The 15,235-nt window shown below is 56.3% G+C and carries 9 protein-coding genes; 5 read left to right on the forward strand and 4 right to left on the reverse strand.

Annotated elements, in window-relative coordinates; genetic code table 11:
• Positions 1–183: 183 nt before the first annotated feature.
• Positions 184–1,605 carry an IS701 family transposase gene (locus AADX97_RS19675; protein WP_374238636.1) on the reverse strand — a complete coding sequence of 474 codons (1,422 nt, stop codon included), beginning with the start codon at positions 1,603–1,605 and terminating at the stop codon, positions 184–186.
• A gap of 559 nt (positions 1,606–2,164) precedes the next feature.
• Between AADX97_RS19675 and AADX97_RS19680 the strand changes: the two genes are divergently transcribed.
• From AADX97_RS19680 to AADX97_RS19695, 4 genes are all read left to right on the forward strand, one after another.
• The gene (locus AADX97_RS19680; RefSeq protein ID WP_374235750.1) at positions 2,165–3,400 is read left to right on the forward strand and encodes a DUF1156 domain-containing protein; all 1,236 of its coding nucleotides are present in this window, start codon (positions 2,165–2,167) and stop codon (positions 3,398–3,400) included.
• A gap of 15 nt (positions 3,401–3,415) precedes the next feature.
• A complete protein-coding gene (locus AADX97_RS19685) occupies positions 3,416–6,247 on the forward strand; it encodes an ATP-binding protein (protein ID WP_374235748.1) in 2,832 nt (943 codons plus the stop codon).
• A 75-nt stretch (positions 6,248–6,322) separates the two neighbouring features.
• On the forward strand, positions 6,323–6,895 hold the full coding sequence (locus tag AADX97_RS19690; RefSeq protein WP_374238719.1) for a hypothetical protein: 573 nt from the start codon (positions 6,323–6,325) through the stop codon (positions 6,893–6,895).
• Between the two features lie 25 nt (positions 6,896–6,920).
• Positions 6,921–7,784 (forward strand): restriction endonuclease, encoded by an 864-nt coding sequence (locus tag AADX97_RS19695; RefSeq protein ID WP_374235744.1) that lies wholly within the window; start codon positions 6,921–6,923, stop codon positions 7,782–7,784.
• A 789-nt stretch (positions 7,785–8,573) separates the two neighbouring features.
• On the opposite strand, the gene AADX97_RS19700 is transcribed toward AADX97_RS19695, so the two are convergent.
• Entirely contained in the window at positions 8,574–9,068 is a 495-nt protein-coding gene (locus AADX97_RS19700) for a DUF2199 domain-containing protein (protein ID WP_374235742.1), read from the reverse strand.
• A 470-nt stretch (positions 9,069–9,538) separates the two neighbouring features.
• Between AADX97_RS19700 and AADX97_RS19705 the strand changes: the two genes are divergently transcribed.
• Entirely contained in the window at positions 9,539–10,015 is a 477-nt protein-coding gene (locus AADX97_RS19705; protein ID WP_374235740.1) for a hypothetical protein, read from the forward strand.
• Positions 10,016–10,356: 341 nt separating this feature from the next.
• Here AADX97_RS19705 and AADX97_RS19710 read toward each other — a convergent pair whose 3' ends face one another.
• Complete coding sequence (locus AADX97_RS19710) at positions 10,357–12,552, reverse strand: DUF262 domain-containing protein (protein WP_374235737.1); 2,196 nt, start codon at positions 12,550–12,552, stop codon at positions 10,357–10,359.
• A complete protein-coding gene (locus AADX97_RS19715) occupies positions 12,549–14,879 on the reverse strand; it encodes a P-loop NTPase fold protein (protein WP_374235735.1) in 2,331 nt (776 codons plus the stop codon). The genes AADX97_RS19710 and AADX97_RS19715 overlap by 4 nt, the downstream gene beginning before the upstream one ends.
• Positions 14,880–15,235: the final 356 nt, after the last annotated feature.

Consider the following 15,235-nt stretch of genomic DNA (forward strand, 5'->3'; position numbering starts at 1 on the left):
GTCGCTTTGTCGAGGTCCAGGGAAAACAACGGGCGCAGCGGTGCCGGCAGCGCCGATGCGCTGCATCGTCGCCTTTGAGCGTCGCGCCCGGAGGTCGCGTGATCAACCCGAGGTCGCCGTCGGGCAGCACGAGCGGGCACAACGCTCGGCGTCGTGGGCGGCGCGGCCGCGCGCCGGGCGAGGTTACTCCAGAAGCGCAAGGCCCTGCTTGGCGTACTGGGCGCGTATGCTGGCCAAGCGCTTCTTGTGGCGCTTTTCCATCTGCGCCAAGACCTCTTCCTGCGTCACTGCGCGCCTTGGCAGGAACTGTTTCAAGAGCTCCTCAATGTCGGAGCAACTCAACAGCGGATGCACGTCTGCAGCACGTAGTCGCTCCTCCAACATGAACAGCATCGCCATCAACACCAAGGCCATGTGATGATGCCAGGCGCTCCATTTGCGCACCTGATAATCCGCCATGCCGCATTCGGATTTGCCATCCTGGAAGGCGCGCTCCACCCAATAGCGCTGCGCCTGCATCTCGGCCAATCGCTTCACCGGCGTTTCGGCCGGGGCATTCGACAAGGTGTATTTGATGTCCTCGGGGGCATTGATCTCACGGCGCACGATCAAGTGCCAACCATGCGCCGCGGTCTCCTCGTTATCCCATAACCAAACCCGTCGATGCAGCACCGCCACTTCCAGTTCTCCGCGCGTGCTGTCACGGACCTTGACCCGTTGCCAAGCCTCGGCGGGCTGCTCCGCTTGCCACTGATCAACCCGTATCGCCGCTGCGTTCGCCTCGAGCTTGGTTGGCGTGCGGCCACGCTGCCCTTTCTTCTGCTTGACCGTCGGCTTCGGATCTTCCAGGAAGATCAGCTGATTGCAATGCACATCGGCGACAAACACTTCCCCCATCGCCGCCAGGCCGCGGAGAAACGCCGGATCGTTGCCGTAAAACCCGTCGGCGCCAACCCAGGAAAACCGCACACCAATCCGGCGTTGATGCGCGACCATCGCCAACGCCAGCGCCACTTTCGTCTTAAAGACGCGGTCCTCCTCGGGAATACCGGCCTGCTCGCAGCGCGGCGCATCATCACACCATTTCTCCGGGAGATACAGGCGCTCATCGACCAACGTCACACGGCGATCACGACCCAATGCGGCAAATACCCCGACTTGGCAATTGTCCACCTTGCCCAGACGCCCACACCATTGCCGAGCGACGCCCACCGAATGCTTGCCCGACTTCTTGAAGCCGCTTTCATCGATCAACAGGCAACTATTCGGGTGCCCACCTAGCCATCGATCCGCCGCCAACGCCACCTGATCAATCACCGCTTGATGATCCCAAGGCGAGTCCGTGAGCATCTGCTGGAGCTGCTGTTCATCGGCATCCGGAACCCGCTCCTCCATACGCTCCATATTCTTCTTATTGGGATCGGCTTGCATCAGACCCCGTAAATAGTGGCCGACCGGCTCGATCACGCTGCGGGTTGCGTTCTGAAAATGCGTTTTGAAGCGCAGATGAAAGCGGGTAAAGCGCCCGGCAATACCATCAAGTGGATTTATAGGGGTATCAGTAGAAGAAAATCTGCTTATGCATAGATAAGTTCTCTTTATGATTGAGTTGTGGTGCTAATAGTATAATAACATCAGCTATTTGCAGCTAGATCTAATCTAACGAAGTAGAACTACTTGGAAACCTGATATAAACTTCTTCGAGAAAGCTCTTGGTTTTCGAGTCGCTAACTACGGCATAAAGAAATGGAGCGATCTTTTTATTTCGCGCCAGCTAGTCGCCTTAACGACGTTTACAGACCTCATTGAAGAGGTCAGGATCGAGGTGCTAAAAGCCGCTTTAGCTTCGGGTATGTCGGATGACGATATTGGCGTGGATGAGTGTGGTTGTGGCGCTCGTGCCTACGCAGAATCTATTGGTACTTACTTGGCTTTTGCGATTAGTCGGTTGGCGGATTTTGGTTGTGCGTTGGCAACTTGGAAGCCATCTGGGGAGCAGGTTATGCACCTATTTACTCGACAAGCTATTCCCATGGCTTGGGATTTTCCAGAATCAAACTTCCTAGGAGACTCATCTATTTGTTGGTTGAATGCGGTTAAATATGCCCGCGAGGGTCTAGTTGCGGGGGCTGTGGGCATAGTTCCAAAGCCAGGTGTTGCTTGTATGGCTAATGCAACCGAACAAGCGCAGTCATTGCATAAGGTTATTTCAACTGACCCTCCATATTACGATAATGTGGGTTATGCGGATCTTTCCGACTTCTTTTACGTTTGGCTGCGGGCTTCGCTGCGAGAAGTATTTCCGACTCTATTTTCTACTGTGGTAACTCCAAAAGCTGAAGAGCTGGTCGCGACACCAGATAGACATGGAGGTCAACAGCAAGCGGAAAACTTTTTTCTTCAGGGTATGATGCAAGCAATGTCGAGACTTGCAGAGCAAAGTCAACCAACTTTTCCGGTTACGATTTATTACGCTTTTAAGCAGTCTGAAACCGATGGAAATACAGGAACGGCGAATACGGGGTGGGAGACTTTTCTTGAAGCAGTTTTTCGGGCTGGATTTGCGCTTACCGGGACATGGCCGCTTCGCAGCGAGCAGGAATACCGCATGCGTGGTATGAACTCAAATGCCCTTGCCTCCAGCATCGTTCTCGTATGCCGCCCGCGTCCTGCCACGGCCAAAACCATCTCCCGCCGCGCCTTCCTGCGCGAACTGAACCAGGTGCTTCCCGAGGCTCTTGACGAAATGACGCGCGGGGCAGGGGACGAGCGCTCTCCCGTTGCACCGGTGGACCTCTCCCAGGCCATTATCGGTCCGGGCATGGCGGTGTTCTCGAAGTATGCCGCCGTGCTCGAAGCCGACGGGACCCCGATGAGTGTTCGCACGGCTTTGCAACTCATCAACCGCTTTTTCGCCGAGGACGATTTTGATCACGACACCCAGTTTTGTTTGCACTGGTTCGGGCAATACGGCTGGAAAGAAGGCAAGTTCGGAGACGCCGATACTCTTTCTCGTTCCAAGGGAACAAGCGTGGACGGTGTCAGGCAATCGGGTGTGCTTTACGCCACAGGCGGCGTCGTGCGCCTCCTCAAATGGCCTGAGTATCCTGCCGACTGGGACCCCCAGAAGGATGATCGCTTGCCGGTCTGGGAGCTGTTGCATCAGCTTATCCGGGTCTTCAAAGCCGACGGCGAGCGCCCGGCGGGACTGATCGTCGCCGCCGTACCGAGCAAAGCCGAGGCGACCAGACAACTCGCCTATCGTCTTTATACGCTTTGCGAGCGGGCGGGATGGGCCGAAGACGCCCGCGCTTACAACGAGATCATCACGAGTTGGAGTGCCATCGAGACCGCGGCGGCAGCCGCGCCGACGCCTCGACAGGCGGTGCTGTTTGACTAACGGGAAGGACGACGCATGAAGCCCTGGAGAGAAATCGCGGTTCCCCATCAAGACGTTCTGGAAGGGTCGTTTCAGCAATCCGAGTTCGCCGCCGACATCACCGCCGTCCATACCGGACGCGCCCCGCGCGAGTATCAGGATGCGGTGGCCTTCTTCGAGCGCACCTTCATCACCGAAGGCATGGGCCTTCTGTTGACGCAGGTCGCGCAACGCCTGGCGGGTCGGGGAGGCGAACCCGTCATCCAGCTTCAAACGCCCTTCGGCGGCGGCAAGACCCACACCGAGCTTGCGGTCTATCACCTCGCCACGCGCGCCTGTCCCTTGTCGGACCTCGCCGGGATACCGAGCCTCGTCGAGCGGGCCGGTCTGATGGATGTCCCCAAGGCGCGCGTTGCCGTCCTGGACGGTACGGCCCATTCCCCCGGACAGCCCTGGAAGCGCGGCAAGCGGACGATCAACACCTTGTGGGGCGAGATGGCCTGGCAGCTTGGCGGCGAGGAAGCTTTCCGCCTTGTCAGCGAAGCCGACGCCCACGGCATCTCGCCGGGCAAGGACGCGCTGCGCGATCTGCTGGAGCTTCATGCCCCGTGTGTTGTCCTGATCGACGAGCTATTGGCATACATCCGGCAGTTCCCGGAAGGCAAAACGCTCAGCGGTGGCAGCTTCGACAGCAACCTCTCCTTCGTGCAGGCCCTCACCGAGGCGGCCAAACTAGTTCCGAACGCCATTCTGCTCGCGTCCCTGCCGGAGTCCGAGGTCGAGGCGGGCAGTCAGCGCGGAGTGGCCGCCCTGCGTGCCCTGGAGAAGACCTTCGGACGCGTGCAGGCCCTCTGGAAGCCGGTCGCCACCGAAGAAGCCTTCGAGATCGTGCGCCGCCGTCTCTTCGAGCCGGTGCGCGATCCCAAGGCCCGTGAGGCCGTTTGCCGCGCGTTCGCGGATGCCTATGTCGCCGAGGGTGCGAAGCTCCCCTCCGAGACACAGGAGCGCCACTATTACGATCGGCTCATGCAGGCGTACCCCATCCATCCCGAGGTTTTCGACCGGTTGTACGAGGACTGGACCACGATCGACGGCTTTCAGCGCACGCGTGGTGTGCTCAAGCTCATGGCCAAAGTCATCTATCGCCTCTGGAAGGACGACAACAAGGATTTGCTCATCCTGCCGGGCAGCCTGCCGCTGCACGACGGGAGCAGCCGCAACGAGCTGACCTACTACCTACCGGCGGGCTGGGATGCCGTGATCGAGAAGGACATCGACGGCGACCGTTCCGAAACCGTCGAGCTGGAGAACAAGGAGCCGCGCTTCGGCCAGGTCGGCGCGGCACGCCGCGTCGGGCGCACCATCTTTCTCGGCAGTGCCCCGTCCTCGGTCGCGACCAAGGCGACGACACGGGGGATCGATACCGCCCGCATCCTTCTGGGCTGTCTGCAACCCGGACAGGCATCGTCGATCTATACCGATGCGCTGAATCGCCTTGCGGATCGCCTGCACTATCTCAACAGCTCCGGCGACAAAGCCCAGGATACGACCCGCTTCTGGTTCGATACCCGTGCGAACCTGCGACGGGAGATGGAGGACCGCAAGCGCCGCTTCGACGACAAGACCGAAGTGCGCGGCAAGATCGCCGAGTCGCTCAAGAAAGTCGTCGGCCACGTCGGCTTTTTCGATGGGGTCCACATCTTCACGCCCCATGCCGACGTATCGGACGACACGGCGCTGCGTCTCGTCGTGCTTCCGCCTGAGTATTGGTATACGCGCGAAGAGTCCCGCCTTGCCGTCGAGGCCGTTCTCGATGCAGTCCAGAAGAACGGCGCAAAGCCACGCTATCGCGGCAACCGACTCCTGTTTCTCGCGCCGGAGCATGGGTCCTTGTCGCGGCTGAAAGACGCGGCGGCGGCCGCGCTTGCCTGGGGCTCCATCGTCGATGACGTGAAGGAGGGCCGCCTGACCATCGACAACTTGCAGCAGAAGCAGGCCGAGAAGGAATGCAAGAGTGCGGAGGAGGTGCTGCCGCGCGCGGCCCGCGAATGCTACAAGTGGTTGCTGTGCCCGGGCCAAGACGCCCCGACCGATCCCAAGCCCGCGGTGGAAGCATTCCCGCTCAACACGACCGGCGGATCTCTCGGGTCCGAGATCGAGCGGGTGTGCCGGGACAACGAGCTGGTCATTTCGACCTGGTCGCCTATCCATCTGCGGACCCTGCTCAAGGATCTGTACTGGAAGAACGACCAGATCGCGGCCAAGGCATCCGGCCTGTTCGAGGACACCCTACGCTATCTCTATCTGCCGCGATTCAAGAGCCGGGATGTCCTGCTCCAAGCGATCCGCAGCGGTACTGCGAGCCGCGATTTCTTCGGCACGGCCTATGGTCAGAACGGCGAGACGTTTGAAGGGTTTCAGTTCGGCGGCGGCGATGTGGTCTTCGACGACACACTGCTGCTGATCGAACCAGAAGCCGCGAGGGCCTATGAAGAGGCCCATCGTCCCGCTTCGCCGACACCCGGACCGGAGCCGGAGAAGCTGGGTGTGGCCGACACACCCGACGATACGGCCCCGCCGGTTCCGCCGGTCCCGCCGGGTCCAGGACCTGCGCCCCGTCCTGACCCCGTTACGGCCAAGCCGAAAACCTTTCACGCGAGCGCGGAGGTACCGACCGCAACGGCGAAGATGCGCCTCGTGCAGATCGCCGAAGAGATCGTCTCGGTGCTCTGCTCGGACCCGAACGCAACGGTTCGCCTGGTGGTGGAGATTTCGGCGGATTTTCCCGAGGGAGCATCCGATGCAGTGAAACGGGCGGTTTCCGAGAATGCCAACAGTCTCGGGCTTAAGAGTGCGGACTGGGAGTAGGCGATGCGTTCCGAGTGGGTAGGCTTCTTGGCCGAGTAGGCGATCTGTTCGTGTCTGTCCTTTCAGGAGGTTCGGATGGGCGGTAACCGATTGAACTGGGATATGGAGAATCGGCGCGCTCGGGCCAGACGTCATGGCTCCGAATCAGCCTTCGTGGATCTTCCTCCGACCGGATCGTTTGCCGACCGCGCCCGCTATTTCGACAAGAGCCAAGGGAAATCGCCTAAGCCGCGCGAACCTCTGAAACCCCTGGTCAAACCCGCACCGCTGCGCCCCCAGCCACACAAGGGGGGAAAACAGAGCCAAGGGATGCCACGGCAGACCACACCGACCACGCCGTTGGCGAAATGCCCCGAGTGCGGAGCGCTCGTCATAAAACTGCGCGCGCACATCACGAAGGCACACCCGGCGTTGGCGGCCACCAATGGCAGCGAGAAAAGGCCCAAGGCGGCTGCCAAGAAGCCGAGCCCAAAGGAGCAACCTAAGCGGAGCAAGGCCGCACAGCAGGTGCAGACGGCCAAGCAACCCATGCCTGCCCTTGGTCCAGAGCAGTGCCCGTTCTGCGTTGCGCAAGCATCCGATCTGCATGATCACATCCTGGACGAGCATGGATCGGAAAAGCTCGTGCAGTGGATTCTTTCTCGCTGATGAGCAGACAGTCCAGGAGTTGGGCATGGCAAAAGACCAGCAGATCCCGCAGTTTCACGAGCTGATGAACCCTCTCCTAAAGGCGCTCCGCGACCTTGGAGGATCCGGCTCGATCGCCGAAATCGGAACCAAGGTCATCGAATCGCTGGAGCTTCCGGAGAGCGTTTTGAACACCCTCCACAACCCCGAGAAGAGTAGCCAGACCGAGTTGGAGTACCGATTGGCATGGGCGCGAACATACCTGAAAAAGTTCGGGGTGCTGAACAACTCGAACCGCGGGGTTTGGGTCATTGTCCCGGAACAACAGCATGTCGAAACCATTGATCCTCAAGACGTCGTCAAGACGGTCCAGGAGTTCCACCGCCACGAGCGCTCGACAAAACTCTCCGTTGGAGAAGCCGAAGAGGATCTGCCCGAGGCAGCGGAAAACTGGCGGGCGGCGCTCCATCAAGTCTTGACGAAGGGAATGACTCCGGATGCCTTTGAACGGCTCGTCAAGAGGATGCTGCGGGAGTCCGGTTTCGTGAAGGTCGAGGTCACAGGCCGCAGCGGCGATTGCGGCATCGACGGTAAAGGGATCATGCAGATCGGTGGACTGCTCAACTTTCACGTGCTGTTTCAGTGCAAGCGATACCAGGGATCGGTATCGCCGAGTGCGATTCGAGACTTCCGCGGGGCACTCGTCGGCAGAGCGGACCGGGGTCTGTTCGTCACGACCGGCACCTTCACGAGTGAAGCAACCAAAGAGGCCACCCGAGACGGCGCCCCGCCGATCGATCTGATGGACGGCGAGCAGCTCATCGACAAGCTGAAAGAGCTTGGACTCGGCATCAAGACGGAGATGGTCGAGCGCGTCGACATCGATGAAGACTGGTTCAAGAACATCTGATGCTCCCCGTTGATCGACGATCGCCCGCGACCGAAGCAGATACGCTCGGCCTCGCCCGAAATACACCTCTGCGCACCCTGCGCACAGCCTCCGTTGCAGCCCTCGCTGCTCCGCCGTGGATAAACAGTGCGTTTCGCTCCCGATCCGCACGACCCTCGTCGATCGACACCTGATCCCCGCCCCCGACGGTAGGACATGACGAAAAAGGTTAGATCGTCCGAGCGCAGCGAGCGACGACCTTATTCGTTGGGCTATGTAATTGCTTCAGAAAGAGCATCGGCCATACGAAACCCATCGTGCGTGACAAAGTACATTTCATTCTTACCTGCCTTGTCTTCGGTGAGCCCTTCGCGTTCGAGTTCCTCTACCGCTGCCTCCCATTTGGCTAAGTTGCGCCGATCGTTGCTCTCGATAAAATTGCGTCCTCCCGCTTGGACGTCGGTCCCGCCCAGATATGCGAGCCTTATGATGATCCCATCTCCCTTTCCAGCAGCTGCAAGCAGGACCTTTGCATCTTGTTAGCTCAGACCAAAAATACCTCCGTGGACAGTGCACCAAGTGCACGACGTGCACACCATATCGAGAAGGTCGGGGGTAAGCATCAGCAGCAGGTTGAACTCGATCGACCGGTCGGCTACGTCTGAAACGGCCGATGACAGGTAGCGGCTGGCACGAAAACGAGCTGCACCAGTTTCGCCCGAAGCGTCCGCAGTTGATTTTTACACCATTTCAGGAAGTCGATAACTGATGTCTGCTCGTTGCCCATTGGGCGCGCCGGTCCAAATTCGCTTAGCCTGAACTCAGGCTCTTGCCGAGTTCGATGATACTATGCCATTTATGTAACGGCATTCCTTCGACATACTCCCGATATAAAACGCTGTCTGTCGGGCTGGGTATGAAGGCTGGGCGATCTTTTAGTAGCCCGAAATGAATCTCTAGTGGCTGTTCGATGTCATCATAGTCGGGCAAGACATTTGCCAAGATGCCGGCTGCTGGAGGCTCGGCCGATCCGTCTTGGTCGAAGAGTTTGCGATACCGGACAAAGACTTTCTTGGAAACTTCGGCCCACACGCCCCACCCATAAAGGGTCTCCAATTCCGGCACGGGCACGTCAACGGTACCGCGAATGAAATAGCGCCAATTATCCAGAGAGCAGAGATCGGAGGATGTTATGGCTCGGGCCGCGCGTTGATCCTCCGGCAGATTGAAGATGATGTCAGGAAGGGTGAAAGCCATTTCCATTTGGGATGGGTTGACTTCTTTTCCACAGCAAGGGCATTTCAATGGTTAGACTCCTTAAAAAAGTTCCGTCTCTTGATCTTGGATCATTTTGAGGTGTTTGCCGAAAGTCGCACAAAATGCTCTCGGAATCCCGGTACCCCAAAGCCACTAATAACGCCTCAGTCTACGAGAAACCAGAACTTATCAGTATCAAAGGCAAGCCGCGATAACAGATCTATTTGCAGAACAACTTGATCGCGTTCTCGATCACGCTCGGCGGTACAATCTCGTCCGCTTGCTGCCTACTGGTTAAAAATTGGGAACCACTACCAGCGCTTTCCCAAAAATGCTTGCCGTTCTCGCAGTTGATGCTGAGGTTGCCAATGAAAGTAGCGGTCTTCCTGGAAGCGCCCTTCATCGACCAGCACCAGCCGAACACTTCGACGACGCTGGACTGATGAACTGTTAAGGATACAATAAAGCCGGACCGCGCCGCAGTGGTCTTAATGTTAGGTACTATCTGGAGATTAGATATGCGCTACTCGATTCTTGTTCTTAGCTCTATTTTATTAGCGCAAATGGCTTGTGCTGATGAGGCGTATCATACATACCACAATTATAGATTTAGCTACTCAATAGCCTACCCAAAAGACATTATGTATCCGCAGGGCGAGTCAGATAATGGAGATGGACAGAAATTCCTCTCAAAAGACGCCGATGCAAGTCTTATAGTGTATGGGTCAAATAATGCGCTGGATCAATCTCTGGAAGATCGATACCTTGAAGAATCAAGAGGAGGGACTAATCAAGATCCTACAAAGGTTGTAACATATAAAGTCCTAAGAAACGAGTGGTTCGTCGTTTCCGGATATAATTCCGGAAATGTTTTTTACCAGAAGACCATCTTGAACAATGACCAATTTAAGACTTTTTACTTTGCGTATCCAGAAGGGAAGAAGCAATTTTTCGATCCGATAACTAAGTATATCGCAAGCTCATTTAAAGGGTAGCTTTTCGCACCATGGCATCGACGGCCGCTACGCTGAACGCCGCGGCGGCTCTTGATAGATTCCAGATTGTTGGACCTTCTGCCGGCCCAAGGGTTAGCCGGAAGTGTCCGCGTTCAATTCTTAAATCTGTTCTACAGACCGATAATGACGGTGCTGGGAGACACTGATCGACGAACTCTGGCGACACGTCTGTAGCGCATGAAGAGCCCTTTGGGTTGAACGGCATAACTGAGCATAGGCAATGTTGGCAACCCATGTTCACTGGAAGCGCTTCTGCGCCACGGTCTCTGCTCCTTCGATGAGCGGAATCTGCACCCAAGCCCAATCGCCGATATGTCGGATCAGAATCGCGCCTGAGCGAACCCGTATAACTCCACCGCACGAATGTCCAACAGAATCTTGAAGGCAGACAGCGAGGTATCAAACGGCTGTTGCGTCTCAAGGTCCTGCTCGAAGACTGACCGGAGTTCGGTTAAGTCCACGCCCAATTCTCGTGTGTGCGCAAAGCGGCTCTCCAGATACACCTTGGCCTTGTCCCAGACCGCGAGGTTCGATGCTTCGCCGATATTCTTGTTGTGCTCCAGCAAGACGATATTGCCAACATTCCAGATCCAATCTTCGTACAGAGGACCCGACTTCGACCAAAGGTGCTTAATGTGTTGCGCCACATCGTCGCGCGGCGAACGTGGAAAAACATGCTCGCGATGCACGGCAATTCCATCGTCTTCGTTGATGTCCAGATCCAATAATATGCCAAAATCCTCGGCATCGCCGCCTAGAAACGCACGTTCGTAACAGAGTAATAGATACTTGAACTTCTGATAGTTCAGATCGCGCAACAGAAAACCCGACTTATAGGTCGCCGCCCAATGCAGGCTATGGCGCATCAGACCCTCGATGTCTTCGGGATAGCCAAAGAAACTCACCGGACGTTTCCCAATACCCCATATGGAGAGTTCCAATGTTTCGGCAAGATTGAAGATGGAGATCGACTCGCTTCGTGCCAGTCCCGCGAATCCATCAAGCCGGCGCAGTGTTCGCCGCAATTGTCCGGCCAGAAAAGCCGTGGCGGCAGGATGGTTCAGTACCTGTCGAAGATCTTCCCGCTGACCACCTGATTCAATGTTTCGGTCAAGAAGCACCATCAACGGGGCCAGACGTTCCTGAATGCCGCCCGCATCGCGAATCGCGGAATCCGGTTCGACGTCACGGACCACCAAGCTCTCGAATCGACGACCTGTCTGTTGGTGATCCAGCACCATGAAGAGGCTGGGATCGTCCCGACGTCTCTGATAGAGATCCACCAACCAGGCTTTCGTGAAGCGCGACAAGCCAAGGATCCCGAAGGTCTGAATGATCGGATGCCAACTCCCACCGTCGAAATGGCTAACGAATCCTCCGGTAACCTCCAACTCGACGGCGGTTCCAAGCCAGTCGTAAAAATCGGCAATGGCTTCGATATGCTGACGGACCTCCCGAATCGCGACCTCCAGTTGTCCCGTCCGCTGCGCCGCACGCAGAACCGTTCGCAGCAGATCGTAGATCGACTCCTCCCCGGCCTCCCAGCCGATATCCGGGTGCTCCGGATCGCGCCACTCCGCACGATAGAAGCCACGGCGCTTGAGCAAGATATGCAGAATCCTCGCAACATCGGCTTCGGCCTCGTCGCCACGGCGGAAGATGCGTCTCTCGACCAGGTGTTCGATCCGTTCGTAGAGTCGCCCGAACAGATCATCAATCGGCTGGCTGTGATCCTGCGCCGATGTGCGCTGACCATAGAACACCAACGTCCCCTTCAGCCGCTCCAGCACGGTCAGACGCTTACCGCGATCCGTTTGCGACACGAACAGGGTAGTCGCCAGTTCCAGATCGCCCTTCAGTTCGATAAAAACCGCTTGCAGACGTTGCCGCAGAAAGCGGACAAAGGCGTCGGTTTCACCTCGTCGCTCGACGTCGGCGAGCCGCTCCTGGAAGAAGCGCTGGGTCTCGATCAGACGGCGATGACTTCTCGTCTCGGAGACCGGCACCTCACCGTGCGCGATGGACTGAAAACACGGCAGGTCCAGCCACCCAAGAGCCAGACGCGGCCACCCTTCGCGGAACAGAGCCGAGCGCAACGCCGGAACTTCCAAACAACAAAGGAAGAAGGTGGTGATCCGCTGCTGCCCGTCTACGACCAGAAAAGCCTCTGGCGCCGGATTCAACGTCCGATCGAGCAGAAGGTCGCGGTAGACCGCACGCACCTCCGAATGGACCTCGCTGACCAGTTGCGCCTCGCTCAGACGCGCAAGGTAGAGCGTACCCAGTAGATAGGGTCTCGTCCGTTCGCCGATCCTATCCGTGTCCTGGCGGAAGGCGTCCTGAAGATCGTTCCAAAAGTCCTCCCGCTGGCGCCGCTCCCAGGCAAACGAGCGCTGGTAAGTCGGTAGAAAGAAGACCGCACTACCAGTATCGGAAAGGCCCCCCGGCTCGAAAAGTGCCTGATAGAACGGGTAGATGGCCGCGTCGAGGAAATCCGTTCTCCGGCCGTCGCTCATGGCTGCTTGATCGCCGCGGACAGGTCATCCAATTCAGGCAGAATGTCCTTGAAGCGTGCGAAGCGCTCGACGATCTGCGCTAGAATATGGTCTTCTTCCGCGGGATTTTCCCAATTGCAGCACCAATCCGCATTCGGAAACCAACCTTTACTAAGGTGCCTAATCCCAGCAGGCAATACATGCCAATATGCCCAAGCCTCATTATCTTTGGCTTCTTCCGTGGGAAAGATCCTTAAGGAGGCATGAAAAGCAGCTTCCCGAACACCGGCAGTTTGAACAAGATCATTGCTGCCTATAATCACTCCTAATACCAAATTCGTTCCAAAAGGTTCTTCCGCTTCCAAGCACAAGGACATTTCCTCGCTCCAGTCCCGTCGGCGCACAGAAATACTTCCCCACTTCCGAAGATCACGTAGTTGATTCTCCACCCTCCAGTCCTCTTCAGGAGGAAATGCCATCGCTAATCGATCACATAATTTGTCCGTAAATTCCGCAAAGCGCGTCACATGTGGAGCCTTTAGTTGATGAAATTCGAGAAGTAGGGGCACGACGGAGTCAAGTGTCCGCTGTGCAAGGGCGAAATAGTCATTCAGGCGTTGCTGTTCCGAATCGGGATGACCACTATCTTCGAAAGTCAGGGTCTCCAGAAATGCATATCTAGAATTTCTGAGGTGTCGAAATTCCATATTCGGAAAGGCCGTGCAGGCATTTGAACGGAACCAATGTCGCACTATATTTTTATCCGCGCCGACAACCTCCCAAAGATAGGACGACATGGTGTTCTCGGAATCATTCAAAGCCATCCAAAGACCGAAGGCGAAGGTGCCAATGCGAAACTCGAATCCTATTTCTCCATTATGCTCACCGAAGTCAGATTGGAGGCATGTATTCATACTCGCGAGCGTGGCCTGATACTTGGGTTTGAGTGTTCTCTCCAAATATTCCAGCATCGCAGCCTTGTGGCGAAAGGCTCCCGGAAGCGTTTTCCCGCCGCCGCCCGTAGAATTGGTAAGCGCCGATAATGATAAGAATCCGCGCAACAGGTCGAGTTCCCAATCGCTCAACGCCTCATCGTGATTCTCGGCAAGATCCGATGCCAATTGGGCAGCATCAGTCAGGTAACGCATGAAGTCAGTAAAACGCTGCAGAGCTTCGTCGCTTTCCCCTTGGCCAGCTATCGCCTTCCTGACTGTTTCTAACCGAACCGGGCTGTTTCGCAACCGCTGAAGATCGGTAAACTCTGCAAAATAGGCGTCACTGAACTGTCCTTGCTCCTTGAGCAGCAATTGATAAACCGGCTCATAGGCCAGTTGTAAACAAAGCGCGGCAAACAGTAATCTTTGGCGTTCCTCGGCAGTCGCGATACCATCTGTATCGAGCATCCTTTTCTTCTTTGCGACAATATTCAATAGTTGCAGAGTGTTGAAAAGTCGTTTCAAACTCCGGGGGTTGGCACCGATTGAATGCTCGGCCAACGCCACCAGCAGGACCGTATCTTCTTTGTTGAAGACAAATGGACCACGAAGCAGCGTTTCCATGTAGCGCTGAATGTCGTACTGTGCAACCGGTAAATTGAATGGAAGCTGTATAATCTTATCAAAAAAGCTCTTTCCCTTCATGTCTCCGAGAGTGACGCCGAATTTCTGCTCTAAACCCTTGGAGACAACTTGATAATCTACGGCCAAAACGAAAACGCATTTGGGAACATCGAGGAACAGTTTGATGATCTCCAGGATTTCAACCGCCCGCATCGGAACCAGTCTGTCGAGATCGTCGATAAAAATGACCAGGCGATCGGCATTTTTCCGTGCAAGTAGCTTTTCAACGGACTTTTGGATATTTCCGCGCAACTGGCGAACTGCGGTGACGCCATCTATCGATACCGCTTTATCAAGGAAGTCCTTTACTAAATCCCCAGCACCACCCGTGGTCATATCGACTGCAGCCTTGACAGCATTGCCGGCCGTGCTTCCAACAAACTTGCCGAGTCGCCCGAATAACTTAGCTGTTTCGCTATCGCCCAATTCTTCCAGAAAACTCGTCAGCAATGCGAGTGCGATCTCGTCCTGCATCTGGAACTGCGCAAATTGCCAGGTATTGAACCAGCGTGTTTCGATGCGTTTGCCATTCTGTGGAACCTCCATTCTTTTTCGAACCAAATTCATCATGCTCGTTTTACCCGTTCCCCAATTGCCTTGAATGGCGATTGTAATGGGTGTTTGGCAACAGACGATGAATTCGCTCAACGCTTCGACGTGATCCAATAGACCAAGGCTTTCCTGATCAATGGTATCGATGGGGGCATCGGTCAAACCAAAGTTATCCATGCTTTATCTCCTGGAAAGGACGTGGGGTGATTACTCGCTGCGAAGAACGCTGATCGATGTGATCGGAAAGCATCTAGTCGGCGACGACTCTAGGCTGGCCCTCTTCCGCCTCCCGATAGGTGGCTCTTGCTCGCCTTACTGAATACGAAGCCGCAGTCTTTACAAAGATAGGACGTCTGATCGATCCGCGTAGCCTTGTACGATCCAGGTCCATGGCCATTCGGTGAGGGTGTCCATTGCACATCGTTGTGCTGCCGATCTCTGCCGATGACCTTAGCCTTCTTCGACTTACACGCCGGGCACTTTGGTCGAAAGAACCGTGAAATAAGAAAGATAATGATGACAAAGAGTATTAT

It is taken from the genome of Thiocapsa sp. C2-2m (genome assembly GCF_041903745.1).
Classification (GTDB): domain Bacteria; phylum Pseudomonadota; class Gammaproteobacteria; order Chromatiales; family Chromatiaceae; genus Thiocapsa; species Thiocapsa roseilacustris.